Origin of the sequence: Sphingomonas sp. SORGH_AS_0879, assembly GCF_030819175.1 — a bacterium.
In the GTDB taxonomy this organism is placed as follows: Bacteria; Pseudomonadota; Alphaproteobacteria; order Sphingomonadales; family Sphingomonadaceae; genus Sphingomonas.
Genome location: NZ_JAUTBJ010000002.1, coordinates 984,455 through 1,009,731, shown reverse-complemented (window position 1 = coordinate 1,009,731; position 25,277 = coordinate 984,455). Strand labels below are relative to the sequence as shown.

20 protein-coding genes are annotated in these 25,277 nt (G+C 68.0%); 10 read left to right on the top strand and 10 right to left on the bottom strand.

What is annotated here, in order from left to right; translation table 11 throughout:
• Positions 1-248 precede the first annotated feature (248 nt).
• A complete protein-coding gene (locus tag QE379_RS05450) occupies positions 249-1,286 on the top strand; it encodes a cell wall hydrolase (RefSeq protein ID WP_306998601.1) in 1,038 nt (345 codons plus the stop codon).
• Here QE379_RS05450 and QE379_RS05445 read toward each other — a convergent pair.
• From QE379_RS05445 to uvrA, 3 genes are all read right to left on the bottom strand, one after another.
• On the bottom strand, positions 1,274-1,597 hold the full coding sequence (locus tag QE379_RS05445; RefSeq protein ID WP_306998599.1) for a hypothetical protein: 324 nt from the start codon (positions 1,595-1,597) through the stop codon (positions 1,274-1,276). The genes QE379_RS05450 and QE379_RS05445 overlap by 13 nt on opposite strands.
• Before the next feature lie 239 nt (positions 1,598-1,836).
• A complete protein-coding gene (locus QE379_RS05440) occupies positions 1,837-2,238 on the bottom strand; it encodes a glycine zipper 2TM domain-containing protein (protein ID WP_306998597.1) in 402 nt (133 codons plus the stop codon).
• A 341-nt stretch (positions 2,239-2,579) separates the two neighbouring features.
• Positions 2,580-5,480, bottom strand: a complete 2,901-nt coding sequence (uvrA, locus tag QE379_RS05435; protein ID WP_306998595.1) for an excinuclease ABC subunit UvrA — start codon at positions 5,478-5,480, stop codon at positions 2,580-2,582.
• A gap of 191 nt (positions 5,481-5,671) precedes the next feature.
• Here uvrA and QE379_RS05430 point away from each other — a divergent pair, with 191 nt between their 5' ends.
• A complete protein-coding gene (locus tag QE379_RS05430; RefSeq protein ID WP_306998593.1) occupies positions 5,672-7,180 on the top strand; it encodes a S10 family peptidase in 1,509 nt (502 codons plus the stop codon).
• Positions 7,181-7,370: 190 nt separating this feature from the next.
• Positions 7,371-8,567 (top strand): Xaa-Pro peptidase family protein, encoded by a 1,197-nt coding sequence (locus tag QE379_RS05425; RefSeq protein ID WP_306998591.1) that lies wholly within the window; start codon positions 7,371-7,373, stop codon positions 8,565-8,567.
• Positions 8,568-8,931: 364 nt separating this feature from the next.
• On the opposite strand, the gene QE379_RS05420 is transcribed toward QE379_RS05425, so the two are convergent.
• Positions 8,932-9,945 (bottom strand): 4-hydroxyproline epimerase, encoded by a 1,014-nt coding sequence (locus tag QE379_RS05420; RefSeq protein WP_306998589.1) that lies wholly within the window; start codon positions 9,943-9,945, stop codon positions 8,932-8,934.
• 45 nt (positions 9,946-9,990) lie between these two features.
• On the opposite strand from QE379_RS05420, the gene QE379_RS05415 reads away from it, so the two are divergent.
• A complete protein-coding gene (locus QE379_RS05415) occupies positions 9,991-11,256 on the top strand; it encodes an FAD-binding oxidoreductase (RefSeq protein ID WP_306998587.1) in 1,266 nt (421 codons plus the stop codon).
• 18 nt (positions 11,257-11,274) lie between these two features.
• On the opposite strand, the gene QE379_RS05410 is transcribed toward QE379_RS05415, so the two are convergent.
• Positions 11,275-11,679, bottom strand: coding sequence for a VOC family protein (locus QE379_RS05410; protein ID WP_306998585.1), 405 nt, complete (start codon positions 11,677-11,679; stop codon positions 11,275-11,277).
• A gap of 107 nt (positions 11,680-11,786) precedes the next feature.
• Positions 11,787-12,248, bottom strand: a complete 462-nt coding sequence (locus QE379_RS05405; protein ID WP_306998583.1) for an SAM-dependent methyltransferase — start codon at positions 12,246-12,248, stop codon at positions 11,787-11,789.
• 219 nt (positions 12,249-12,467) lie between these two features.
• On the opposite strand from QE379_RS05405, the gene QE379_RS05400 reads away from it, so the two are divergent.
• Complete coding sequence (locus QE379_RS05400) at positions 12,468-15,854, top strand: chromosome segregation SMC family protein (protein ID WP_306998581.1); 3,387 nt, start codon at positions 12,468-12,470, stop codon at positions 15,852-15,854.
• A gap of 223 nt (positions 15,855-16,077) precedes the next feature.
• Here the strand turns inward: QE379_RS05400 and QE379_RS05395 are convergent, their stop codons facing one another.
• Genes QE379_RS05395 through pdxH form a run of 3 tightly spaced genes read right to left on the bottom strand, consistent with a single transcriptional unit; the run spans position 16,078 to position 18,409 of the window.
• Positions 16,078-16,881 carry a PhzF family phenazine biosynthesis protein gene (locus tag QE379_RS05395; protein ID WP_306998579.1) on the bottom strand — a complete coding sequence of 268 codons (804 nt, stop codon included), beginning with the start codon at positions 16,879-16,881 and terminating at the stop codon, positions 16,078-16,080.
• A complete protein-coding gene (locus QE379_RS05390) occupies positions 16,881-17,831 on the bottom strand; it encodes a cation diffusion facilitator family transporter (RefSeq protein WP_306998578.1) in 951 nt (316 codons plus the stop codon). The genes QE379_RS05395 and QE379_RS05390 overlap by 1 nt, the downstream gene beginning before the upstream one ends.
• On the bottom strand, positions 17,828-18,409 hold the full coding sequence (pdxH, locus tag QE379_RS05385) for a pyridoxamine 5'-phosphate oxidase (protein WP_306998576.1): 582 nt from the start codon (positions 18,407-18,409) through the stop codon (positions 17,828-17,830). Before pdxH ends, QE379_RS05390 begins: the two co-directional genes overlap by 4 nt.
• A gap of 163 nt (positions 18,410-18,572) precedes the next feature.
• Between pdxH and QE379_RS05380 the strand changes: the two genes are divergently transcribed.
• Both QE379_RS05380 and QE379_RS05375 read left to right on the top strand, forming a co-directional pair.
• The gene (locus QE379_RS05380; protein WP_306998574.1) at positions 18,573-21,029 is read left to right on the top strand and encodes a circularly permuted type 2 ATP-grasp protein; all 2,457 of its coding nucleotides are present in this window, start codon (positions 18,573-18,575) and stop codon (positions 21,027-21,029) included.
• Positions 21,026-21,919 (top strand): transglutaminase family protein, encoded by an 894-nt coding sequence (locus tag QE379_RS05375; RefSeq protein ID WP_306998572.1) that lies wholly within the window; start codon positions 21,026-21,028, stop codon positions 21,917-21,919. Before QE379_RS05380 ends, QE379_RS05375 begins: the two co-directional genes overlap by 4 nt.
• A 303-nt stretch (positions 21,920-22,222) precedes the next feature.
• Here QE379_RS05375 and QE379_RS05370 read toward each other — a convergent pair whose 3' ends face one another.
• Positions 22,223-22,453 (bottom strand): hypothetical protein, encoded by a 231-nt coding sequence (locus tag QE379_RS05370; RefSeq protein ID WP_306998570.1) that lies wholly within the window; start codon positions 22,451-22,453, stop codon positions 22,223-22,225.
• Positions 22,454-22,553: 100 nt separating this feature from the next.
• Between QE379_RS05370 and QE379_RS05365 the strand changes: the two genes are divergently transcribed.
• The 3 genes from QE379_RS05365 to fabI are packed head-to-tail and all read left to right on the top strand — an operon-like array spanning position 22,554 to position 25,271.
• A complete protein-coding gene (locus QE379_RS05365) occupies positions 22,554-23,492 on the top strand; it encodes a J domain-containing protein (RefSeq protein ID WP_306998568.1) in 939 nt (312 codons plus the stop codon).
• Positions 23,493-23,499: 7 nt separating this feature from the next.
• Complete coding sequence (locus QE379_RS05360; protein ID WP_306998566.1) at positions 23,500-24,471, top strand: YihY/virulence factor BrkB family protein; 972 nt, start codon at positions 23,500-23,502, stop codon at positions 24,469-24,471.
• Between the two features lie 8 nt (positions 24,472-24,479).
• The gene (gene fabI / locus QE379_RS05355) at positions 24,480-25,271 is read left to right on the top strand and encodes an enoyl-ACP reductase FabI (protein ID WP_307003095.1); all 792 of its coding nucleotides are present in this window, start codon (positions 24,480-24,482) and stop codon (positions 25,269-25,271) included.
• Positions 25,272-25,277: the final 6 nt, after the last annotated feature.

Sequence of the window (25,277 nt, the reverse complement as noted above, 5' to 3'; positions counted from 1 at the left end):
CGCTCCCATCGTGACGTCACTGGACCCCGGCCTTCGCCGGGTTGGTGATGGATGAATTTCGCAGAGGAATCCTTCGAGGGGAGGAATGGAATGAATGTCGGTCGCCCCTAGCGACGTGCGAACGGCAGGGCGATGACGTGCGCGACGCTATGCGAAATCCTTAATATTCTCAGCTATAGCGGGCCGGACGGTTCAGGTTCGGCAAGGAAATCCACGCGTTGCGGGTGGCGAGGCAGACGGTAAGGCGAATGGTGCAGGTCTGGCTGGCATTGCTCGGCCTGATGCTGACCTTCGGCCTGATGCTGGCGGCGCAGGGGGCGTGGCGACGGTCCGCGTCGCGAACGGTGGCGGCGGGGTCGCGCTCTCCCGCCCCGGCACCAGCCGCTCCGGCAGCCCACGCCGCCGATGCCCTTCCCGCGGTCGACGGCAGTACGGGCACGGTCGCCCTGCCCGCCTTGGCCATTCCGCCGGGCGCGGTTCTGACCGACAGCGGCGTCTCCGCTGCCCGTCCTTTCCTCTGGGGCCCGGCCAACGCGATCGATCGCGCGCGCGCGATGCAGTGCCTGACCGCCGCCATCTATTACGAAGCCAATGGCGAAAGCATCGACGGCCAGCGCGCAGTGGCCCAGGTCGTGCTGAACCGAGCCCGCCATCCCGCCTTTCCGGGCACGGTCTGCGGCGTCGTCTATCAGGGGGTGGAGCGGGCGCATTGCCAGTTCAGCTTCGTCTGCGACGGTGCCCTGGCGCGTGCCCCGGCCGTGTCCGGCTGGGCGCGGGCGGCGCGGATCGCGGCAGCGGCCTTGTCGGGCGGCGTCTTCGCCCCGGTCGGGCTCGCCACCCATTATCACACTTTCGCGGTCGCCCCGCCCTGGAACCGGGCAATGGTGATGACCGATATGGTCGGCGCGCACCTGTTCCATCGCTGGAAGGGATATTGGGGCACGGCGGCGGCGATGAATCGGACCTATCGTGGCGGGGAGGTGCTGCCCAGCCTGCCGGTGGCGGGCGGGACACCTGCGGCCGCGAGCGAGATGCCGGTCGCCAATGCCTTGCCCGTTCCCCCACTGCCGACCGCCTCCGCCAGCCCCGCTGCGGCCCCCGCCCCGCGCGACACGCGGAACGCGCCACCGCCGGTATCGGCGAGCGGCGCGGTCATCAGCGAGCGGCTGGCCCGGTCGGGCGAGATACTCGACAAGTGGAAGGACAGCGGCCGTCCGATCGAACGGCCGGACGGACCGCGCCCGGCAATGCCCGGCGCAGCCCCCGTCACCGATCAGCGACGATAGTTGCGGTCGTTCTTCTCGAACCGGACCTGACGGGTCAGCACTGCATAGCGACGGTCGAGGTCGTTGCGCTCCGGCGCGCTCAGCCCGCCACCCGACCGGCGATAGCGATATTCGAGCTGGCTCAGATCATGCAACTGCGTGCGCAGACGCACCGCCTCGCGCCGGTTCAGCGCGCCCGAGCGGATGCCCTGATCGATCCGCGACTGAAGCTGGCCCTGCCGCTGGGCGATCGGGGTCCAGCGCTGCGCATCGGCGACCGACGGAACCGCGATCGTGGCGAACCCCAAGCCTGCGAGGATCATGGCCTTCATGACGTTACTCCTATTACAAAGCGGGCGAATACCGGCCCGATCCCCTCTATGGGGAGGGATGATCGCAAAGCTGTCCCAGAGACCTGACGATTATGTCACCAAGTGTCGCAACCCGTGACGCTTCGTTCATCTTCGCATCGACCGCGCGGGGTCGCCCGACTTTCCGATACGCCCCCTCCCCCAAGGAGAGGGCGTCGGGAACGGCCTTCTCGTCCGGCTATGCGGACACGGCGTCATTGTCAGCGGCAGCGGACATTGTTCCGCTCGATGGCCCGGCCGGCCAGCGCGCCGCCGGCGGCGCCGAGCAGCGTGCCCAGCGTCTGCGATCCGCCCGAGGTGATCGCCGCGCCCAGCGCGCCGCCTGCGATGCCGCCGACGATCAGGCCGGTGGTGCCGTCATTGCGGCGGCAATAATAGCGCCCGTCCTGACCGACATAGACGCGGTCGTTGCGGCCCAACCGCCGTTCGCGATAGCGCTGGTTGTCGACATAATAGCGGTCGGCATAATAGCCGCCATAAGCAGGGTCGGGACGGTTATAGTCATAGGCGTAGCGCGGCCCGCCATAACCGCCGCCGCCATAGGTCGAGCAGCCCGAAACCAGGGTCGCGGCCGCCACCAGGCCGAGTGTCAGTGCACGCATCGCATCCTCCCTTATGAATGATGCGGGACAATCGTTTCGAGCACGGAAAAGTTGCGATGTGTTGGGGAGGTGTTGGTCGAGATGGGGCGTGCACTTCGACTCCGCTCAGTACGAACGGGGTAGGTGGCTAAGCCCCTGCCAATTCCCCCCTACCTCCGTTCAACCTGAGCGAAGTCGAAGGCCAAGGGGATCCGCCAGAACGCACCCCAATCCCCCCCGACACGGGGAGGTGGCAGGCCGAAGGCCTGACGGAGGGGGGGGCTTCCACGTAGGACGTCCTTTGCGGAGAGCCCCCTCCACCACCGCTTCGCGGCGGTCCCCCTCCCCGTACCGGGGAGGATTTACTCAGCCGCCTGCGCCTGTCCCTTGTCGAGCAGGGGCTTGAGGTATTTGCCGGTGAAGCTGCGCGGTTCCGCCGCGACGACTTCGGGCGTGCCGACGGCGACGATCTCGCCCCCCTTGACGCCGCCTTCGGGGCCGAGGTCGATCAGCCAGTCGGCGGTCTTGATGACATCGAGATTATGCTCGATCACCACCACCGTATTGCCCTGTTCGACCAGCGCATGGAGCACTTCGAGCAGTTTGCGCACATCCTCGAAATGCAGGCCCGTGGTCGGCTCGTCGAGGATGTAGAGCGTGTTGCCCGTCGCCCGGCGCGACAATTCCTTGGCCAGCTTCACCCGTTGCGCCTCGCCGCCCGACAGGGTCGTCGCCTGCTGCCCGACCTTGACATAGCCGAGCCCCACCTCGACCAGCATCGCCATCTTGTCGCGGATCGGCGGCACCGCCTGGAAGAACTCGGCCGCATCCTCGACCGTCATGTCGAGCACATCGGCGATCGAGTGGCCCTTGAACTTCACCTCCAGCGTCTCGCGATTGTAGCGCGCGCCGTGGCACACGTCGCAGGTCACATAGACATCCGGAAGGAAGTGCATCTCGATCTTGAGCACACCGTCGCCCTGGCACGCCTCGCACCGGCCGCCCTTGACGTTGAAGCTGAACCGGCCGGGCTTGTAGCCGCGCGCCTGCGCCTCGGGCAGCCCCGCGAACCAGTCGCGGATTTGCGTGAACGCACCCGTATAGGTCGCCGGGTTGGAACGCGGGGTGCGGCCGATCGGCGACTGGTCGATATCGATCACCTTGTCGAGATGCTCCAGCCCGGTGATCTTCTCATGCTTGCCCGCCAGGATGCGTGCGCCGTTCAGCGTGCGCGCGGCGGCGGCATAGAGCGTGTCGATGGTGAAGCTCGACTTGCCCGAGCCCGAGACGCCGGTGATGCAGGTGAAGGTGCCCAGCGGGATGCTCGCCGTCACGCCTTGCAAATTGTTGGCGGTCGCCTTGTGCACGGTCAGCTTCTTGCCCGAACCCTTGCGCCGCTTGGCCGGGACCGCGATCTCGCGCGTGCCGTTCAGGTAGTCGGCGGTCACGCTGGTCTTGGACTTGAGCAACTGCTTGAGCGTGCCATGCGCGACGATCTGGCCGCCATGCACGCCCGCGCCCGGCCCCATGTCGATGACATAGTCGGCGGTGCGGATCGCATCCTCGTCATGCTCGACCACCAGCACGGTGTTGCCCAGGTCGCGCAACCGCCGCAGAGTCGCCAGCAGCATGTCGTTGTCGCGCTGGTGAAGCCCGATGGATGGCTCGTCCAGCACGTAGAGCACGCCCGACAGCCCCGAGCCGATCTGCGACGCCAGGCGGATGCGCTGGCTCTCGCCACCCGACAGCGTGCCGCTGGTCCGGTCGAGGTTCAGGTAATCCAGCCCGACATTGTTGAGGAAGCCCAGCCGCTCGACGATCTCCTTCAGGATCGGCTGCGCGATGGCCCGCTGCTGGTCGGTCAGATGTTCGGGCAGGCCGGTGAAGAAGGCCAGCGCATCGACCACCGACAGGCGGGTGGCATAGCTGATGTCCTGCATCGCGATCTTGACCGCCAGCGCCTCGGGCTTCAGGCGCGCGCCGTGACAGACTTCGCAGGGTTGCGACGACTGATAGTTGGCCAGTTCCTCGCGCATCCAGGCGCTCTCGGTCTGGAGCATCCGGCGGTTGAGATTGCCGATCACGCCCTCGAACGGCTTCTTAACGTCATAGGACTTCTTGCCGTCGATGAAGGTCAGCGTGACCGCCTTGCCCTTCGTCCCGTACAGGATCGCGTCACGGACCTTCTCGTCCAGATCCTTCCACGGCGTCTCCAGCGAAAAGCCGAACTCGCGCGCCAGGCTGCCCAGCACTTGCATATAATAGGGGCTGGGCGGGTTGGACTTGGCCCAGGGCACCACCGCGCCCTTCTTGATCGACAGTTCGTGATTGGGGACGACCAGATCCTCGTCGAAGATCAGCTTCTCGCCCAGCCCGTCACAGGCCGGACACGCCCCCTGCGGCGCGTTGAACGAGAAGAGGCGCGGCTCGATCTCCGAAATGGTGAAGCCGCTGATCGGGCAGGCGAACTTTTCGGAGAAGACGATTCGGCCATCGGGGGCATTGTTGCCCAGCACGACGGACTTGGGCGTCGCGGGCTCGACCGGATCGGCGGGATCGACATAGGCGAGGCCGTCCGCCAGCTTGAGCGCGGTTTCGAAACTGTCGGCCAGGCGCGTGGCGATATCCTCGCGCACCACCAGGCGATCGACCACCACCTCGATGTCATGCTTGAACTTCTTGTCCAGCGCGGGGGCTTCATCGATCTCATGGAGCTGGCCGTCGATACGAACGCGGGTGAAGCCCGCCTTCTGCCACTCGGCCATTTCCTTGCGATATTCGCCCTTGCGCCCGCGCACCACGGGGGCGAGCAGGTACAGGCGCGTCCCCTCGGGCAGCGTCATCACCCGGTCGACCATCTGGCTGACCGTCTGCGCGGCGATCGGCTCGCCGGTCGCGGGGCTATAGGGAATGCCGACCCGCGCCCAGAGCAGGCGCATATAGTCGTAGATTTCGGTGACGGTCGCCACGGTCGAGCGTGGATTGCGGCTGGTCGTCTTCTGCTCGATCGAGATGGCCGGCGACAGTCCCTCGATATGGTCGACGTCCGGCTTCTGCATCATCTCCAGGAACTGGCGCGCATAGGCGGACAGCGATTCGACATAGCGCCGCTGCCCCTCGGCATAGATGGTGTCGAAGGCGAGGCTGGACTTGCCCGACCCCGACAGGCCGGTGATGACCGTCAGCGTGTCACGGGGAATGTCGATATCGACATCCTTGAGATTATGCTCGCGCGCGCCGCGGACGGAAATCTTGGTCAGCATAGGGCGGGTTCTACTTCTGTTCCGGGAGAAATGCCAGAGGCGAGATAGGTTGCGGTGCGGTGTATTTCGAGAGCCGAGGCTTGCGGTAACGTGCGACAATCGCCCATGATCCCCGGCGGAGCGCGGGGATTGCACGTCCCGGACGCTTCATGTGATATAGTATCACATATTGCTCGTGGAGACGTTCCATCTTGTCGAAGACCCTGCACCTGTCCGCGCTGTTGCTGCTCGCCGCCACTGCCGCCGCCCCGGCCACCGCGCAAAAGGCCGAGAAGACCGAAACCAAGACGACGACAGAGAAGAAGGACGACGACGCCAGGCGCCCGCCCCTGCCCGACGACAAGACGATCAGCCAGACCGCACGGATCGGCGGCAAGCTGATCAGCTACAAGGCGACCATCGGCAAGATCGCGGTACGCGACGACAAGGGCAAGGAGATCGGGCAGGTCGTCTATACCGCCTATACCGTGCCCGGCGGCGATGTCCGGCGGCCCGTCACCTTCGCGTTCAACGGCGGCCCCGGTGCAGCCTCGGTCTATCTGAATCTCGGCGCGGTGGGGCCGAAGCATGTCCAGTTCGGCGCACAGGGCGATGCGCCGTCCGACTCGCCGGTCACCACCGACAATGCCAATAGCTGGCTGGACTTTACCGACCTGGTCTTCATCGATCCGATCGGCACCGGCTTCAGCCGCAGCCTGGTGGACGAGGCAGAGACCAAGAAGGCCTTCTACGCCAACGACCCGGACATCAAATATCTGTCCAAGGTCGTCTATGACTGGCTGGTCAAGGAAGGGCGGTTGCGCTCGCCCAAATATGTCATGGGCGAAAGCTATGGCGGATACCGGGCACCGCGTATCGCCTATGAACTGCAATCGCAGATCGGGGTGGGCGTCAACGGCATCGTGATGGTGTCGCCCTATCTCGACCCCGCCTCGGGCGATGACGCGACCGCCTTGTCGCCCTTGCCCTGGATGATCGATCTGCCCTCGATGGCGGCGGCGCAACTGGAGCGGCAGGGCAAGCTGACTCCCGAGGCGATGGCGGGGGTCGAGGCCTATGCGCGCGGCGATTACCTGCGTGACCTGATGCGCGGGCGGTCGGACACCCAGGCGGTCGAGCGGCTGGTGAGCCGCGTCACCGAACTGACCGGGCTCGACCCGGTGCTGGTCCGCAAGCTGGGCGGACGGGTCGATACGCGGACCTACCTGCGCGAAATCCACCGCAACGATTCGACCATCGGCAGCATCTACGACTCCAATGTCACCGCCTTCGACCCCTTCCCCTGGTCGTCGCAGCAGCGGTCCAACGACCCGCTGCTCGACTCGCTGATCGCGCCGACGACGAGCGCGATGGTCGATTTCGTCACGCGTGAAGTGGGCTGGAAGACCGACGCCCGCTATCATGCCCTGTCCTATGAGGTGAACAGCGCCTGGGATCGCGGCAAGCCCGAGGATGCGCCCGTCACCGACCTGCGCAAGGCGATCGCCAACGATCCGAAGATGAAGGTGATGATCGTCCATGGCTGGGACGACCTGTCCTGCCCCTATTTCGCGTCGCGGCTGATCGTCGACCAGATGCCCAGCTATGGCGTGGCGCAGCGGGTGCAGTTGAACGTCTATCCGGGCGGGCACATGTTCTACAGCCGGTCGGACAGCGGTGCCGCGTTCCGGCGGGATGCGATGGCGATGTATGGGGGGTAAGTACCCTGTCCCCAACGCCCGTTCAGCCTGAGCGCAGTCGAAGGCCACGCTATAGCTTCGCGGCGGGGCGTGTGCTTCGACTTCGCTCAGCACGAACGGAGGGTGGGAATTGGGAATGCCGTCGCTCCGACTGGCATCCCGTGCCAACCCACGCTACACGCGAAACCGTATACGAAACGGAGTGAGTAGCATGGCAGGCATGATCGGCGGATCGACGGCGGAGCGCGAACTGGCGAGCCTGTCGCCTTGGGCGAACCCCGCGCCCGTCATCACCGCCGATGAGCGCGCCTGGCGGATGGACCGCGCGCGCGAACTGACGGCACGGATGGGGGGCGACGCCATCCTGATCGGCGCGGGCGCGAGCCTCCGCTACTTCACCGGCGTCGCCTGGGGTGCGACCGAACGACTGGTGGCGATGCTGCTGCCGGTCAAGGGCGATCCGATCTTCATCTGCCCGGCGTTTGAATTGGGCTCGTTCGAGGCGAGCCTGAGCATCCCCGCCACCGATATCCGCCTGTGGGAAGAGGATGAAAGCCCCTCCGCGCTGGTCGCCGATGCGCTGAACGGCGCGAAGACGCTGGCGATCGACCCGGCGCTGGCCTTCCTGTTCGTCGACCGCATCCGCGAGGCCGCACCGGGTGTGGCGCTGGTCAGCGGCGCGCCGGTGGTCGATGGCTGTCGCTCGATCAAGTCGCCCGCCGAGATCGCGCTGATGCAACAGGCGATGGACATGACGCTGGAGGTCCATCGCCGCGCCGCCCGCATCCTGCATGAGGGCATTCGCGCGTCCGAAGTGATCCGCTTCATCGACCAGGCGCACCGCACGCTGGGCGCGTCGACCGGCAATTATTTCTGCGCCGTGCAGTTCGGGCGCTCGACCGCCTTTCCGCATGGCCTGCCGCAGGACGATGTGCTGCGCGAGGGCGATGTGGTGCTGGTCGATACCGGGACGCTGATCGACGGCTATCACAGCGACATTACGCGCACCTATGCGTTCGGCGAGGTCGGCGACGAGGTTCGCCGCATCTGGGATATCGAGAAGGAAGCGCAAGCCGCCGCCTTCGCCGCCGTGCGTCCGGGCGAGCCGTGCGAGGCGGTGGATTATGCCGCCCGCACGGTGTTGGAGCGGGCGGGCCTGGGCCCCGACTATCGCCTGCCCGGCCTGCCCCACCGCACCGGGCACGGCATCGGCCTGTCGATCCACGAGCCGGCCTATCTGGTGCGCGGGGACAAGACCCCGCTGACGCCGGGCATGTGCTTTTCGAACGAGCCGATGATCGTGGTGCCGGAGCGCTTCGGCGTGCGGCTGGAGGACCATTTCTACGTGACGGAGACGGGTGCCGCCTGGTTCACCGAGCCCCAGCCCGCGATCGACGATCTGGGGTGAAGGATCGCCCCGGTGAAGGCCGGGGCAGGTTCGCGCGAAGCCGCGATGACGCGAAGGCGTTTTGCTCGCGCGGAGACGCGGAGGCGCGGAGATGACGGCCCTCGCGGCCGCGCTTTGGAATCGTCAACGGACCGCTATTCATCCCATTCCTCCCCTGCAAGGGGAGGTGGCAGGCTGGAGGCCTGACGGAGGGGTGTCCCGGCGGGAGAGTTGGGTCACACTCACAACCGGAGACACCCCTCCACCATGCCTTGCAGGGGAGGAATACAGGTAGGGCGGCTGACGCGGCGAGTCCTGCCCCTCCGCGTCTCCGCGCGAACCCTATTACCCTTCGCGACTTCGCGACTTCGCGTGACCAGTCCCTTCAAACCACGGTGAACCCCGCCCAGAACGGGTCCTCGCGGTCGATCCAGATCGTGTTGAACCCCGTGGCAATCGCCGAGCCCTGGATCGACGGCACGATCGCCGCCTGGCCACCCAGTTCCGTCGCTTCCTCGACCCGGCCGATGAAGCGGCTGCGGATATAGCTTTCATGGACGAAGCGGTCGCCGACCTTCAGCCGCCCCTTCGCCGCCAGATGGGCCAACCGCGCCGAGGTGCCGGTGCCGCACGGGGAACGGTCGATCGCCCGCTCGCCATAGAAGACCGCATTGCGCCCATCGGCATCCTCCGCCGAGGGCTTGTCCGCCCATAGCACGTGGCTGACCCCCCGGATGGAGGGTTCGAGCGGGTGCACCGGCTCGAACTTCGCGCGCACCAGCTCGCGGATCGTGCGGCTGAGTTCCACCAGCTTCGACGCCCCCAGATCGTCGAGGCCGGTATAGGCCCCCTGCGGCTCGATGATGGCATAGTAGTTGCCGCCATAGGCCACATCCAGCGTCAGCGGGCCAAAGCCCGGCACGTCGATTTCGATCCCTTCCGCCGCCAGATAGGCGGGGACGTTGCGGATACGCACCGCCGTGACCTTCGCGCCCTCCTTCTCATATTCGATATGGATGGTGCCTGCGGGCACCTCGACCTTCAGCTTGCCCGGTTCGCGCGGGGTGATCAGGCCGTGTTCCAGCCCGAAGGTAATCATCCCGATCGTACCGTGCCCGCACATGGGCAGGCAGCCGCTCGTCTCGATGAACAGGATCGCGGCGTCGCTGTCCGGCTCGCACGGCGGATAGAGGAAGCCGCCGGACATCATGTCATGCCCGCGCGGCTCGAAGCACAGGCCGGTGCGGATCCAGTCGAACCGCGCCAGGAAGTCCAGCCGCCGCTCCGCCATGCTGGCCCCACGCAACAGCGGCGCGCCGCCCGCCACCAGCCGGACGGGATTGCCCGCCGTATGGCCGTCGATGCAGAAAAAGGTGTGGCGGATGGTCGGTGACGTCATCGGGATTCCCTTGCTAGGAAATCCGTATACGATATGACGAGGCTCATGCCCAAGCCGGAAAATAGCATGTCGCCCTCGGATCATCGCACCGTCATCGTTGTCGGCGGCGGCGTGGTGGGGACGACCACCGCGCTGGCGCTCCAGCGCAAGGGCTGGACCGTGACGCTGATCGAGGCGGAGGAAACGCCGCGAGCCGCCTCCTGGGGCAATGCGGGCCATATCGCGACCGAACAGGCCGAGCCGATCGCCTCGCCCGCCATGGTGCGCGGCTTTGCCAAGCGACTGTTCTTTCGCGGCGGCGCACTGGCCCTGCCCCCGCGTGAGATCGCGACCTGGCTGCCCTTCTCGCTGCGCCTGCTGAAGGCCGCCCGCCCCGCCCGGTACGAGCGCGCGCATCGGGCGCTGGCGGGATTGCTGGCACAGGCCATGCCCGCCTGGGAGCGGCATGTCGAGGCCCTCGGCGCGCCCGAGTTGCTGCGCCCGCACGGCCATGTCGTGCTGTGGGAAAACCCGGAAAGTGCCGCGCGGGGGCTGGCGAACTGGCGGGCGGCGGACACCGGCACCGCGCGCTTTCATCCGCTGACCGAGGCGGAGTTGCAGGACTGGCGCGCCCGTATCCGCAGTCCCATCGCGGGCGGCATCCGCTTCGAGGGCAGCGGCCAGATCGCCGACCCGACGCGACTGGCGGAAACGGCGACCGCCCGCTTCCTGACCGATGGCGGCACCCGCATCGTCGCTCGCGTCAAGGCGGTCGGGGACGGCGAAATCCGCCTGAGCGACGACCGCAGCCTGTCCGCCGATCAGATCGTGGTGGCGGCGGGCGTGGCAAGCGCGGCGCTCCTTCACCCCTTCGGCCTGAAGGCCCCGATCATCGCCGAGCGCGGCTATCACCTCCAGACCGGGCCCGACGTGGACTGGCCCGCCGATCTGCCCCCGGTGGTGTTCGAGGACCGCTCGATGATCGTCACCCGCTTTGCCGGGGGCCTGCGCGCCGCCAGCATCGTCGAGTTCGCCCGGGCCGACGCCGCGCCCGACCCCGCCAAGTGGAACCGCCTGCGTCACCACATCGCCGCGCTCGGCCTGCCGATCGGCGAGGACGCCCAGCCCTGGATGGGCGCGCGGCCAACCCTGCCGGACTACCTGCCCGCGATCGGGCGGGTCGCGGGGGCGCGGGGGCTATCCTATGCCTTTGGGCACAACCATCTCGGCCTGACGCTCGCCCCGATCACGGGTGAGTTGGTGGCCGCGATGCTGGATGGAGGCGAGACGGCGGTGCCGGTGACGCCGTTCGGGTTGGCGCGGTTCGGATGAAACCGCCTTAGCGGCAAGCTATGACGGGTATGACGAAACCTCGACCAGATTGCCGTCCGGGTCGCGGACATAGACCGAGCAAATCGGCCCCCGCGCGCCGCTCTTCGTCACCGGGCCTGACTCGACCTCCACGTCGCAGGACCGGAAATGCGCGACGACCTCCTCCGGCGAACGATCGGTCAGGAAGCACAGGTCCTGCCCCCCGACCGATGGCGCCTTGCCGGTGAACCAATCCTCCTGCGACGCATCGATCGGACGCAGGTTGATCTTGTTGCCCCCGAACGCCACGCTCGTGCGCTGCTCACCTCCGTCAGACCGGGCGTCGACCCGCTTCATGCCGAGAACGCGGCCGTACCATTCGGCCGACACCTCCACGTCGCGGACGTTGAAGACGATGTGATCGATGGCTTCGATGGTCAGCACGGGGGCGCTCCGGAGGCATGTCGCCTGACGGCGATGCTATGGCTGTCCGATCACGAACGGCCAAGATGGTCGGGGTTTCCGATGGCGATCGGAAAACGGAATTGAGGCTACCAATAGGCCGCCATCAGTTCGGACACCCATTCTGGCTGTCGAACCTCACCACGAGGCAGGAACTCGCGCATGACCGGCTTGATGTCGATCACAGGCGTTCCGTCGATCGCGTCCAGCCCCTCGACGGCCAGTTGCAAACCTTCAACACTCAACACATGGCAGACAGTCACACCGAGGCGATTGGGACGGTTCTTGCCCCGTTGCGCGAGAATGCCGGTCAACGGCCAATCTTCGCGACCTCTTGGGTGGCGCGCGCCTCGCTCTATCTTCTGTTCAGGTACCCGGTCGAACAAGAAGATGATCTCGGCATGGCTAAACGCATCCAGCCCCGCCAGCGCGTCAGCCTCGACTTTTGCCGCGTCCAACTCGATCGTGGTTCGGCTGCTTCCCCAATCGTCGTCAATTGGATCGGCCCGACCACCCCGCACATACCCTATGGGGTCTATCGTGAACGTCATGAGTCCCTCCCATCGATAATCCCTACTGCCATGCTCAGCCGGCGCATGGGAGTGCGGAAGTCGCTCCCGATGGGGAACGGCCCGCGAAAAGGCAGCGCCACCTTTGGGGATGAGCGAAAGCCGATCCGTCGCCCAACCCGGATACCACGCCCCCTCGACAACGCGTCCCCATACGCTATCGATAACCACCATCGACGTCGGGGGACGGCAACCGGGTCCGTGCAGATCAAGCGGCTTCGCATTTCGGGTTTCAAGAGCTTCGTCGATCCGGCCGATCTGGTCATCGAGCCGGGGCTGACCGGTGTTGTCGGGCCCAATGGCTGCGGCAAGTCGAACCTGCTCGAAGCGCTGCGCTGGACGATGGGCGAAAATAGCGCGCGGTCGATGCGCGGCGCTGGCATGGAGGATGTCATCTTCGCGGGCACCGCCACCCGGCCGCCCCGCGACTTTGCCGAGGTCACCATCCTGGCCGAGCGCGACGGCGACGAGACCGAGATCGTCCGCCGGATCGAGCGCGGGGCGGGCTCGGCCTATCGCATCGACGGACGCGATGTGCGGGCCAAGGACGTCGCGCTGCTCTTCGCCGATGCCGCGACCGGGGCGCACTCGCCCGCGCTGGTCAGCCAGAACCGGATCGGCGCGGTCATCGCCGCCAAGCCCGCCGAACGCCGCGCGATGCTGGAGGAAGCCGCCGGGATCGCCGGACTGCACGTCCGCCGCCGCGACGCAGAGGGGAAGCTGCGCGCGACCGAGGCGAACCTCACCCGGCTGGACGAAGCCATCGCCGATCAGGATGCGCGCATCGCGACCCTGCGGCGACAGGCGCGCGCGGCGGAGCGCTATCGCCTGATTTCCGACCAGATCCGGGTGGCCGAGGCGCGGATGATCTTCGCCCGCTGGCGCGACGCGGCGGCGGCGGCGACCCTCGCCAAGACCGAGGCCGAGGCCGCCGAGCGCCAGGTGACCGACGCCACCGCCGCCGAACGCGCCGCCGCCAAGGCGCAGGAGCAGGCGGTCGCGCGGGCCGCCACGGCGCGGGCCGCCTCTCTGACCGCACGCGATGCGCTGAGCGAAGCGGGCCATGCCCTGTCCCGTGCGCGCGACCGCCGCCACGGTCTGCAACGCCGGATCGAGGAACTGGCCGCCGCGCGTACCCGCATTGATGAGGACCGGGCGCGCGAGGATGCGCTGGCGCATGACGCCGCCGCCGCGATCCAGCGGCTGGGCGAGGAGTGCGAGGATCTGGACGCGCGCATCGCCCATGCGGTGCAGGCGATGCCCCGGCTCGACGCGCTGCTGGCCGAAGCGGAAACGAAGAACCGCGATGCCGAGGTGGCGCTGGCCCACGCGCTGTCCGCCCAAGCCGCCGAGGCCGCCGAACGCCGGATCGCCGAAGCCGCGCTGACCGCCGCGCAGGGCCGCCATGCCCGGGCGGAACGCGATGCGCGGGGTGTCGCCTCCGCCATCGACGCGCTGCCCGATATGGCGGAACAGGAGGCCGTCCGCCAAGCCGCCATCACGACCCAGGCCACCGCGCGGGCGGACGCCGAGCAGGCGCGGGCCGCGCTGAACCTGGCCGAAGAGACCGAACGCGCCGCCACTGCCGAGCGCGATGCGGCGGAGACGGCGCGTGCGCAGGCCATCGCCGCGCTCGCCGCGCTGGAGGCGGAGGTGGCCGCGCTGACCCGCGCGACCCAGCGCAAGGGCGGCGACCGGTTGCTGGACGAGGTGCAGGCCGAACCGGGCTTCGAGCGCGCGCTGGCGGCGGCGTTGGGGGACGAACTGGAGACGCCGCTCGCCGACTGGCATGGCTCACCCATCACGGCGGACGATCCCCCCGCGCCGGTCGGGACGCAACCGCTGGGCGAGCGCATTGCGGCACCCCCGGCGCTGGCCCGGCGGCTGTCGCAGATCTTTTTGGGCGACTCCGACTTGGGGCAGGCGTTGGCGGTCGGGCAGGGGCTGGTCACGCGCGAGGGGCGGCTGCGGCGGTGGGACGGCTATGTCGGCGAAGGCGGCGGTGCGGCGGCCGCCGAGCGGATGGAGCGGCGCAACCGGCTGACCGCGCTCCAAGCCGAGCGCCCGGCGGCGGAAGCGGCGGTGCAGGCCGCGACCGAGGCGCGGACCGCGATCGAAGACCGCATCGCCCGGGCCCGCGCCGACGCCATCAGCGCGCGGACGCTCCAGACCCGGGCCGATGCCAGCCTGCGCGATGCCCAACGCGCCGAGGATCGCGCCCAGTCGGTGATCGAGCGGCTGTCCGCGCAACGGACCGACCTCCTCGCCCGTGCCGAGCGGATCACCGCCGAGACGGACGAGGCACAAGGGGAGTGCGAACGGGCCGAGGCGATACTCGCCGCCCTGCCCGATGGTTCGGCGAGCGCGGCGGAGACGGCGCGCCTCCAGAGCGAGACGCAGCTCGCGCGGTCGGCGGTTGCGCTGGCCCGGTCGGAGCGGACCACGCTGGAGCGCAGCCTGGCGCAGACCCGCGACCGGCTGACGGCGGCACGGACGGAGGCGGAAGGCTGGAACCAGCGCGCGGGGCAGGCGGCGGGGCGGATCGCCGAGATGGACGCACGCGCCGCGACGCTGGAGCGCGACGCGGCGGCGCTGGCCGATCGCCCCCAGCGACTGGCCGAAGAGATCGTCGCGCTCGCCGCCGCACATGACGTCGCCCGGACCGAGGCGGAGCGGACCCAGGCGGAGGAGGCCGATGCCGAACGCGACCAGCGCGGTGCCGAAGCCGCCCATGCTCAGGCCAATGCCCTGCTGTCGACGGCGCGAGAGATGCGCGCGGGGGCGCTGGCGCGGGTGGAGAATCACGATCAGCGCCGGATCGAACTGGGCCGCCTGTCGGGCGAGCGCTTCGCCTGCCCCGCGCCCGTCCTGCCGGAGAGACTGGCTTTCGATGGCGGCAGTGTCGGCTCGCCGGAGGCCGAGGCGGCGACCCATGACAAGCTGTCCGCCGATCGCGAGCGGATCGGGCCGGTCAATCTGGTCGCCGAACAGGAACTGGCCGAGTTGGAGGCGAGCGGCGCGGCCAATGCCGCCGAGCGCGAGGATCTGGTGCAGGCGGTGGCGCGATTGCGCGGCTCGATCGGGTTGCTCAATCGCGAGGGGCGGCAACGACTGCTCGCGGCGTTCGAGGCGGTGAACGGGCATTTCCAGACGCTGTTCGCGACGCTGTTCGACGGGGGCTCCGCGCATCTGGCGCTGGTCGATTCGGACGATCCGCTGGAGGCGGGGCTGGAGATCATGGCGCAACCGCCGGGCAAGAGGCTCCAGTCGCTGACCCTGTTGTCGGGGGGCGAGCAGGCGCTGACGGCGGTGGCGCTGATCTTCGGTCTGTTCCTGACCAATCCCGCGCCGATCTGCGTGCTGGACGAGGTGGATGCGCCGCTGGACGATGCCAATATCGACCGCTTCTGCGGATTGCTGGAGCGCATGGCGCGCGAGACGGACACGCGGTATCTGATCGTCACCCACAATGCCGTGACGATGAGCCGGATGCACCGGCTGTTCGGCGTGACGATGATCGAACGCGGGGTCAGCCGATTGGTCTCGGTGGATTTGCAGGCGGCGGAGACGTTGCTGGCGGCGGAATAGCGTTTCGCGCGCCCCTTGACCGACCACCCCGGCGAAGGCCGGGGTCCAGCGGTGGTGCGCTATAGGGGGCGAGGTGCATTGGCCTCCCACGCATCGCTCGGCGCGCTAAGGGCGTGGCGGAACCTGGGCCCCGGCCTTCGCCGGGGTTGTGCAATACTTTGGGGAGGCCACACGCCCCTCACCCCCGTTCAGCCTGAGCGAAGTCGAAGGCCAAGGGAATCCCTCAGGGCAGCAGGAACACACCCTCGATCACCGTGACGCATCCACCGCCGAGCACGACGCGGTCGCTCTCCATCCGGCACCGCAACCGCCCGCCCCGCGCGCTCGCCTGTTCGGCCACGAAGGCGTCACACCCCAGCTTGACGGTCCAATAAGGCGTCAACACCGCATGGGCCGAGCCCGTCACCGGGTCCTCGTCGATCGCGAAGGCGGGCACGAACACGCGGCTGACGACGTCCGCCTCGCCCTCCCCACCCCGCGCGGTCAGGATCACGACATAGCGCCCCGCCTTCGCCAGCGCGGCAAAGTCCGGCCTGCACGCCCGAACCGTCGCCGCATCATCCACCACGACGACCGCATAGCCCGCCGGGTGAAGCAGCGTCTCGAGCACGCCGTCCACGTCCAGCGCCTCCACCACGCCCGGCAGCGCCTCCGGCGACGGCGCACGCTCCGGCAGGGTCAGGCTGTAGCCCATCCCATCCCGCGCGACCTCGAGCACCCCCGCATGGCGCGTCGCGAAGCGTACCCGTTGCCGCGTCGTATCGGACGACAGCACGACATGCCCGCTCGCCAGCGTGGCATGGCCGCACATCTCCACCTCGTCACCCGGCGTGAACCAGCGCAGCTCGAAATCCGCCTCGTCCCCGTCGCTCGCGACCAGGAAGGCCGTCTCCGACAGGTTGTTCTCCCGCGCGATCGCCAACAGGGTCGCATCGTCTGCCCAGCCGGACAGCATCATCACCGCTGCGGGGTTACCCCCGAACGCCGCCTCGGCAAAGGCGTCGACCTGGGTGAAGGGAATCCGCATCAATAGACGCGCTTGCCGAACCAGTGCGGGGTCACATCCGCCTCGACCAGCGGATTGTCGGTGTCGACATGGCCCTCGGGATCGAGATGGATCAGCACCTCGACCTTGGGGAAGGCGCGGCGAAGTGCCCGCTCGACGCCTTCCACGATGTCATGCGCGGCGCCGACGGTCAGGTCGCGCGCAACCTCCATATGGAATTGCGCGAAGTCGTGACTGCCCGAACGGCGGGTGCGGAAGTCGTGGATACCCTTCAAGCCCGGCTGGCGCGCGGCGACGTCGAGGAAAGCCGCGCGCTGATCGTCGGGCCATTCCTTGTCCATCAACTGGTCGATCGCGGTCGAGGACGCCTGGAACGCGCCCCAGGCCAGCCACAATGCGATGGCGATGCCGAAGATCGGGTCCGCGCCGTGCCAGCCGAAATACTGGTCGAGCACCATCGCGACGATCACCGACCCGTTGAGCAGCACGTCCGACTGGTAATGGACATTGTCGGCCAGGATCGCGACCGACCCGGTACGGCGGATGACGCTGCGTTGATAGGCGAGCAGGACCATCGTCGCCAGGATCGCGAGCACCGACACGCCGATGCCGAACTCGGCGTCGCTGGTCGGATTGTCCGCGCCCAGCGCCATCACCGCGCGCCAAGCGATGCCCGCCGCCGAGGCGGTGATCAGCGCCACCTGGAACAGCGCCGCCAGCGCCTCCGCCTTGCCATGGCCGAAACGATGGTCATGGTCCGCCGGAGTCGCCGCCAGCCGCACGCCATAGAGCGTCACCAGGCTCGCGAGCAGATCGAGCGCGGTATCGGCCAGCGACCCCAGCATCGCGACCGATCCCGTCCGCCACGCGGCAAAGCCCTTCAACGCCAGCAGGAACAGCGCCATCGCGACGCTGGCCAGCGCCGCCTTGGTCGCCAGCGGGATGACCGTCTTGCGTTCGTCCTGCGTCACGGGAACAGCAATCCTTCGTCCCAGCCAGTTTCGCCGGTGCGGGTGAAGACGAGGCGCTCATGCAGCCGGTGTTCGCGGTCGAGCCAGAACTCGATCCGCTGCGGGGTGACGCGGTAGCCGCCCCAATGCGGCGGGCGCGGCACGTCCCCGCCGTCGAACCGCGCGCGCATCTCCTCGAACCGCCCCTCGAACGTCTCGCGGCGGTCGAGCGGACGCGACTGGTCCGAGGCCCAGGCGCCGAGTTGCGAGTCGCGGTGTCGGCTGGCGAAATAGGCATCCGACTCGGCGTCGGAGACACGGGTGACGGGCCCCTCGATCCGAATCTGGCGGCGCAGCGACTTCCAGTGGAACAGCAGCGCGGCCTTGCTGCCCTCGCCCAGATCCTGGGCCTTGCGGCTCTCGCGGTTGGTGTAGAACACGAATCCGCGCGGGTCATGCCCCTTCAGCAGAACCATCCGCACCGAGGGCTGTCCGGTCGCATCGACCGTCGCCAGCGCCATCGCGTTGGAATCATTGAGTTCACTCGCCCGCGCTTCGGCGAACCAGAGATCGAACAGGGCAAAGGGATCGTCAGCCATGCGCGCGTCCATACGCCTGTGCCTGCCGAAAACCAATGTCGCGAACGGAAACGCTGGATCGCGCATCCGCCCCGACGGGCAACGGTGATTTCGCGATCTATATCCAGCGTCTTGGCAATCACCTGTTGCAACCTTGCGCCGATGCGGCGATTTTCCGCCCCCAATGGACCCCTCCGAGGACAGCCCCGCGCAGGCCGCCGCCTGGATCGCCGCCTATCGCGCCGCCGCCGGACGGGCGGACGTGCTGGCCGGGTCGAGCGATCCCGCCTGGACCGCGATGCTGGAGGAACTGGCCGCCGTCGCCAGCAACCTGGCCCATGCGCGCGAACGGGTGCAGCGGCACGCGGCGGATATCGGCACCGGCTTTCGCATCATCGGCGAGACCGACGAACGGCCCTGGCCCGTCTCCCCCGTCCCCCTGCTGATCGACACACGCGAATGGGCGGGGATCGAGGCGGGGGTGAAGCAGCGCGCCACCCTGCTGGAGGCGATCCTGGCCGATCTGTACGGCCCCGGCGATCTGGTCCGCCAGGGCCATATCCCCGCCGCGCTGGCGACCGGCAGCCCCTATTTCCTGCGGCCCATGGTCGGTGTGACGCCGCCGGGCGGCCATCATCTGAGCTTCGTCGCCTTCGACCTGGCGCGCGGGCCCGATGGCGAGTGGCGGGTGCTGGCCGATCACCTGCGCAATCCGGCGGGGGCGGGCTATGCGCTGGAGAACCGGCTGGCGGTCAGCCGGACGCTGGGCGGATTGCAGAGCCGGTTGAACGTGCAGCGGCACGCGCCCTTCTTCGCCGCCTTCCGCGCCGGGCTCGCCGCGCAATGCCGCCGCGCCGATCCGCGCATCGGGCTGCTGACGCCCGGTCGCTTCAACCCGAGCTATCCCGAGCAGGCGCATCTGGCGCGCTATCTGGGCCTATTGCTGGTCGAGGGTGCGGACCTCGCCGCGATCGAGGGACAGGTCTATGTCCGCACCGTCGCGGGGCTGAAGCGGATCGACGCGCTGTGGCGGCGGCTCGATCCCCGGATGCTCGACCCGCTGGCCTTCGACAGCCATTCGCAGATCGGGGTGCCCGGCCTGATCGACGCCTATGTCGAGGGACAGGTGGTGATCGCCAATGCACCGGGGGCGGGCGTGCTGGAGAGCCCCGCCTTCTCCGCCTTCCTGCCGGCGCTCGCCGGGCAGATACTGGGCGAGCCGCTGACGCTGCCCACCATCGCGACCTGGTGGTGCGGCGGACCGGCCCAGGCCGCGCATGTCGCCGAACATCTCGACCAGATGCTGATCGCCCCCGCCTTCGGCCCCCGACCGCTGGGCCTGCCGGACGGAGCGCAGACCGGGGCCAGCCTGTCCGCCGAAGGGCGCGCCGCGCTGATCGCCGACATGGCCAAGCGACCCCAGGATTATGTCGGGCAGGAGATGGTACGCCTGTCGACCATGCCCGTCGTCATCGACGACCGGCTGGAGCCGCGCCCCTTCACCTTGCGCGTCTTCGCGGCGCGCGATGGCGAGGGGAAGTGGACCGTCCTGCCCGGTGGTTTCGGGCGGATCGGCGACCATCCGGAGGCGACCGCCGCGATGATCGGCGAAGGGTTATGGTCCGCCGATGTCTGCATCCATGGACCCGAGCCGGTCGCGCCGATGTCGCTGCTCGCCGCGCCCGACTCGCTGCATGTCCGGCGCAATCCGGGCACGCTGCCCAGCCGGGTGGCGGACAATTTCTATTGGCTGGGCCGCTATCTGGAGCGCGGCGAGGCGCTGCTGGCGGCGATCCGGGTGATGCTGGGCAATTCGATCGATGTGGATGGCGGCGCGGCGCTCGACACGCGGACGGTCGGGCGGCTGGTCGGCCTCATCACCGGCGCGGGCGCGGCGCCGCATCCCGACAGCCTGCACCGTGCCGCGCTGACCCAGTTTGCGCGGACCGCGATGGAAGATGAGGGCTGGCACTCGGTCGCGCGGATCAACCGCCTGGCGCGCGGGATCAGCGAGGGGTCGCGCGATCGCCTGTCCGCCGACATGGTCCGGCTGCTGGAGGCGCCCTTCCCCAGCCATGTCGGGATGCTCGACCGGGCGGGCTCGCTGCAACGCCGCTATGCCGCCATCGCCGGGCTGTCCGCCGAGCATATGGTGCGCACCACCGCGTGGCGCTTCCACGATCTCGGTCGCCGGATCGAGCGCGCCGTCGCAGTCGCACGTGCGACCCGGTTGTTCGGCATGGCCGGGGCTTCGGCGGACGACCTGTCCACCCTGCTCGATCTCGCCAACAGCCAGATCAGCTATCGCCAGCGTTATCCGACCGGGCTGGCGCGCGTCGCGGTGGTCGATCTGGTCGCGCTCGATCCCAACAATCCCCGCGCGCTCGCCTATCAGACTGCGCGCATCGCCGACTGCCTGGCGCGCCTGCCCGTCCTGTCCGACGACGACATGGCCGAGCCGCAACAGGCGCAGGCGATCGCGATCCGCGCCGCGATCGAGACGGCCGACGCCCGTCATCTCGACGCCGATACGCTGGGCGATGTCGAGCGGCGGCTGGGCCTGTTGTCCGAAGCCATTGCGCGGCGGTATTTCCTGCAAGGGGCCGAGCCTCTGCGCGCTGGCGGATTGACGCTCGCATGATCTACGACATCCGCCACATCACCCGCTTCGATTACGGCGCGCAGGTCAAATATGCGCGGTGCAATTTGCGGTTGAAGCCGATCGACTGGCCGGGCCAGACGCTGGAAAGCTATGACCTGATCGTCGAGCCGGTCGGGCGCACCCGCGCGGCCCATGCCGAGGCCGGGCTGGCGCATGTCACCCGCCTGGTGGTGGATCGCCCGGTGCGCAGCCTGACCATCGAGAGCCGCGCGCGGATGCTGGTGGATCGTCCGGTGCCCATGCCCTCCCCCGACGATCCGACCCTGGCGGAGATATCGGCGCTCGCCCGGTCCAGCCGCGACCTGTCGGCGGCGGGCCCGGCCAATTACATCTTCCCCTCGCCGCTGATCCCGCTCGACCCCGCCATCGCCGAGTGGTGCGCCGCCGACCTCTCGCCGGAGCGCGGCGCGCTGGAGGCAGGGTTTGCGCTGGCGGGTCGCATCCAACGCGAATTCGCTTTCGACCCCGCCGCGACTTTGGTCGACACGCCCCCGGCGGACGCCTTTCGCCAGCGGCGCGGCGTGTGCCAGGACTTCGCGCAGATCATGATCACGGGCTTGCGCGCGGCGGGTATTCCGGCGGCCTATGCCTCGGGCTATATCCGCACCCTGCCGCCGCCGGGGCAGGCGCGGCTGGTCGGCGCGGACGCGACCCATGCCTGGGTGCTGATCTGGTGCGGGCCGGTCCGGGGCTGGGTCGGGGTCGATCCGACCAACGGCATCTGGATGGCGGGCGACCATATCATCGTCGCGGTCGGTCGCGACTATGCCGAGATCGCGCCGGTCGACGGCGTGGTGCTGGGTTCCGGCGCGCAAAAGATGGATGTCAGCGTCGACGTCGCGCCGGTGGAGGAATTGGTGGCGAGGTAGAGGGCCGGTTACGCGATCCCCACTCCACTCGTAATCCTACCGCCGTTCGTCCTGAGCGAAGTTGAATTGCACGCTCGCCACCTTGCCGCGAGCGTCATCCCGTGGCCTTCGACTTCGCTCAGGCTGAACGGGGGGTTGGGGCTATTGTTGCGAGAATCCTGCGCCAAGGGATAAGCTTCCCACACCGCTCGCGATCCCGCCTCCGTTCGCACTGAGCGAAGTCGAAGTGCACGCCCCGCTGCCTCGCCGCGCGGCTCACCCCGTGACTTCGACCTTGCACCCGCCGGGACGCAGGGTTGGGGCTTACCCCTCCTCCGTCACCGCATTGGGATTGTCCTTGTCCGGGTCCGGGTGGCCGCCCTTGCCATGATAGGCCGCGCCGCTCTGGCCGCCGTGGAAGTCGCCTTCGCGGTCGGGCACGCCTTCGTAACCGCCGCCCTGGCTTTCGCCGCCATGTTTGCCGGGGGCATCGGATACCCCATCGGGGGCACCCTTCTTGCCGCCATTGCCTGTCGCCTGCATCGGCTGGGTCATGATCCGTCTCCTTGTCATGCTGCAACGCACGGGGGATGGATTGCGCTCCGGCGCGGACTGCCCCACATAGATCGGTAATACACTGTCAACGGGGACAAGAGTGGCCGATCCATATCAGACGCTGGGCGTAAGCCGCACGGCCAGCGAAGCCGATATCAAGAAAGCCTATCGCAAGCTGGCGAAGGAACTGCATCCCGACCGCAACACGGACAATCCCAAGGCGGCGGAGAAGTTCAGCCAGGTCACCAACGCCTATGACCTGCTGAACGACAAGGACAAGCGCGCCCGGTTCGACCGAGGCGAGATCGACGGCGACGGCAATCCGACCTCGCCCTTCGGCTATGGCGGCGGCGCCGGCGGACGTCCGGGTGCGGGCGGCGGCGGCTTTCGTCAGCAATTCGATTTCGGCGGCGAGGGTGCCGACATGTCGGATATCTTCGAGGGGATGTTCGGCGGTGCGGGGCGCGGCGGATTTTCGGGCGGGTTCGGCGGCTTTGGCGGCCGGGGCCGTTCCGCGCCGAAAGGCGGCAACATCGCCTATGCCCTGAAAGTGCCGTTCGTCGACGCCGCGACGCTCAGCCCGCAGCGGGTGACGCTGGGCGACGGCAAGACCATCGACCTGAAGCTGCCCGCCGGTGTCGAGACCGGCACCCAGATGCGCCTGGCGGGCAAGGGAGAGCCCGGTCCCGGCGGCGCGGGCGACGCGATCGTCACGATCGAGGTCAGTTCCCATCCCTTCTTCACCCGCGACGGCGACGATGTCCGTCTGGACCTGCCCCTCTCGCTGGCCGAGGCGGTGCTGGGGGGGCAGGTGAAGGCCCCCACGGTCGAGCGTCCCGTCATGCTGACGGTGCCCAAGGGAACGACCTCCGGCAAGACGCTGCGCCTGAAGGGCAAGGGGTTCCACAAGAAGGACGGCGGGCGCGGCGACCAGTTGATCACGCTGGTCATCGACATTCCGGCGGATGATGCAGAGCTGCAACGCTTCGCCACCGAATGGAAGGACGGCAGGAACCCGAGGGCCGCCATGGGCGTCTGATCCTTCCATGAACGATGCGAATGGCCTGACCCCCGAAGAACGTGCACATCATCAGGGCAAGGCCCGCCAGCGGCTGGACCGGCAGATCGCCAAGGTGCGGCCGGGCTCCTATGCCTTCGAGGTACTCAAACGAACCAGCCTGGGCGTATTCAACGACGGGTTCATCCATGCCGGGAACCTCGCTTATCTGGCGTTGATGACGCTGTTCCCCTTCTTCATCACCACCGCCGCGCTGCTGTCTCTGTTCGGACAGAGCAACGAGACGCAGCATGCGGTGGAAAGCTTTCTCCACGTCCTGCCCCCCGATGTCAGCAACTTGTTGCGCAAGCCGATCGCCGATGTGCTGGCGGCGCGAACCGGATCGCTGCTGTGGCTGGGTGGCTTGGTCGGCCTGTGGACGGTCGGCGGGTTCATCGAGACGATCCGCGACATCTTCCACCGCGCCTATGGCGTGAAGGCGACGGCGGCGTTCTGGAAATCGCGTCTGTCCTCGACGCTGGTCATCGTCGCCTCGGTGGTGATCGCGCTGCTGTCCTTCCTGGTCGCGGGTATCCTGACCGCCGCCGAGCAGTTCATCTATCGCCTCGTTCCCTTCGCACAGGATATCGCGGGCTGGGTCGGCCTGTCGCGCTTCATTCCCGGCGCGGTGATGTTCGGAGCGCTCTACATGCTCTTCTATTCGGTGACGCCGGGCAAATATCGCGAGAGCGACTGCCCCAAATGGCCCGGCGCGCTGTTCACCGCCGCGTGGTGGGTCAGCATGACCGCGCTGCTGCCCATGGTGCTGTCGCAACTGGGCGGTTACGACCTGACCTATGGCAGCCTGGCAGGCGTCGTCGTCATGCTGCTGTTCTTCTATCTGATCGGCCTTGGCCTGGTTTTCGGGGCCCATTTGAACGCGGCACTGGCGGAACCACCGGAAACGGCGCTAGAGAGGGGGATTGATGGAAGTGAACCGGCAGGAGCGGTAACGGCGTGAACGGATTGATGGCAGGCAAGCGGGGGCTCATCATGGGCCTGGCCAATGACAAATCGCTGGCCTGGGGCATCGCCAAGCAGCTTTCGGAGGCGGGCGCGGAGCTCGCCTTTTCGTATCAGGGCGCGGCGATGGAAAAGCGGGTCCGCCCGCTGGCCGAACAACTCGGCGTGGCGCGCCTGTTCGACTGCGACGTGTCCGAGATGGAGTCGCTCGACACGCTGTTCGACGATCTGAAGAAGGAATGGCCGACGATCGACTTCGTCGTCCATGCCATCGGCTTTTCGGACAAGTCGCAGCTTCGCGGGCGCTATTACGACACCACGCTCGACAATTTCCTGATGACCATGAACATCTCGGCCTATTCGCTGGTCGCGGTGGCCAAGCGCGCACGGGAGATGATGCCCGAGGGTGGGTCGATCCTGACGCTGACCTATTATGGCGCGGAAAAGGTCATCCCGCATTACAACGTCATGGGCGTGGCCAAGGCGGCACTGGAGACCAGCGTGAAGTATCTCGCGGTCGATCTGGGGCCCGAGAATATCCGCATCAACGCCATCTCGGCGGGGCCCATCCAGACGCTGGCGGCGCGCGGCATCGGCGACTTCAACTATATCCTCAAGTGGAACGAACTGAACTCGCCGCTGCGCCGTACCGTGACGATCGAGGATGTCGGCGGCGCGGGCCTCTATATGCTGTCCGACCTGTCGTCGGGCGTCACGGGTGAGATCCACCATGTCGACGCCGGGTACAACGTCATCGGCATGAAGGCCGAGGACGCACCGGACATCGCGCTGGCGTAAACCCCA

Excerpts from the sequence above, each read along its gene's own strand:
- QE379_RS05445 (WP_306998599.1), bottom strand. The coding sequence starts at position 1,597 with ATGAAGGCCATGATCCTCGCAGGCTTGGGGTTCGCCACGATCGCGGTT.
- pdxH (WP_306998576.1), bottom strand. The coding sequence starts at position 18,409 with ATGGCTGACGATCCCTTTGCCCTGTTCGATCTCTGGTTCGCCGAAGCG.
- QE379_RS05380 (WP_306998574.1), top strand. The coding sequence starts at position 18,573 with ATGGACCCCTCCGAGGACAGCCCCGCGCAGGCCGCCGCCTGGATCGCC.
- fabI (WP_307003095.1), top strand. The coding sequence starts at position 24,480 with ATGGCAGGCAAGCGGGGGCTCATCATGGGCCTGGCCAATGACAAATCG.
- QE379_RS05415 (WP_306998587.1), top strand. The coding sequence starts at position 9,991 with ATGCCCAAGCCGGAAAATAGCATGTCGCCCTCGGATCATCGCACCGTC.
- QE379_RS05370 (WP_306998570.1), bottom strand. The coding sequence starts at position 22,453 with ATGACCCAGCCGATGCAGGCGACAGGCAATGGCGGCAAGAAGGGTGCC.
- uvrA (WP_306998595.1), bottom strand. The coding sequence starts at position 5,480 with ATGCTGACCAAGATTTCCGTCCGCGGCGCGCGCGAGCATAATCTCAAG.
- QE379_RS05360 (WP_306998566.1), top strand. The coding sequence starts at position 23,500 with ATGAACGATGCGAATGGCCTGACCCCCGAAGAACGTGCACATCATCAG.
- QE379_RS05395 (WP_306998579.1), bottom strand. The coding sequence starts at position 16,881 with ATGCGGATTCCCTTCACCCAGGTCGACGCCTTTGCCGAGGCGGCGTTC.
- QE379_RS05450 (WP_306998601.1), top strand. The coding sequence starts at position 249 with ATGGTGCAGGTCTGGCTGGCATTGCTCGGCCTGATGCTGACCTTCGGC.
- QE379_RS05405 (WP_306998583.1), bottom strand. The coding sequence starts at position 12,248 with ATGACGTTCACGATAGACCCCATAGGGTATGTGCGGGGTGGTCGGGCC.
- QE379_RS05420 (WP_306998589.1), bottom strand. The coding sequence starts at position 9,945 with ATGACGTCACCGACCATCCGCCACACCTTTTTCTGCATCGACGGCCAT.
- QE379_RS05375 (WP_306998572.1), top strand. The coding sequence starts at position 21,026 with ATGATCTACGACATCCGCCACATCACCCGCTTCGATTACGGCGCGCAG.
- QE379_RS05440 (WP_306998597.1), bottom strand. The coding sequence starts at position 2,238 with ATGCGTGCACTGACACTCGGCCTGGTGGCGGCCGCGACCCTGGTTTCG.
- QE379_RS05425 (WP_306998591.1), top strand. The coding sequence starts at position 7,371 with ATGGCAGGCATGATCGGCGGATCGACGGCGGAGCGCGAACTGGCGAGC.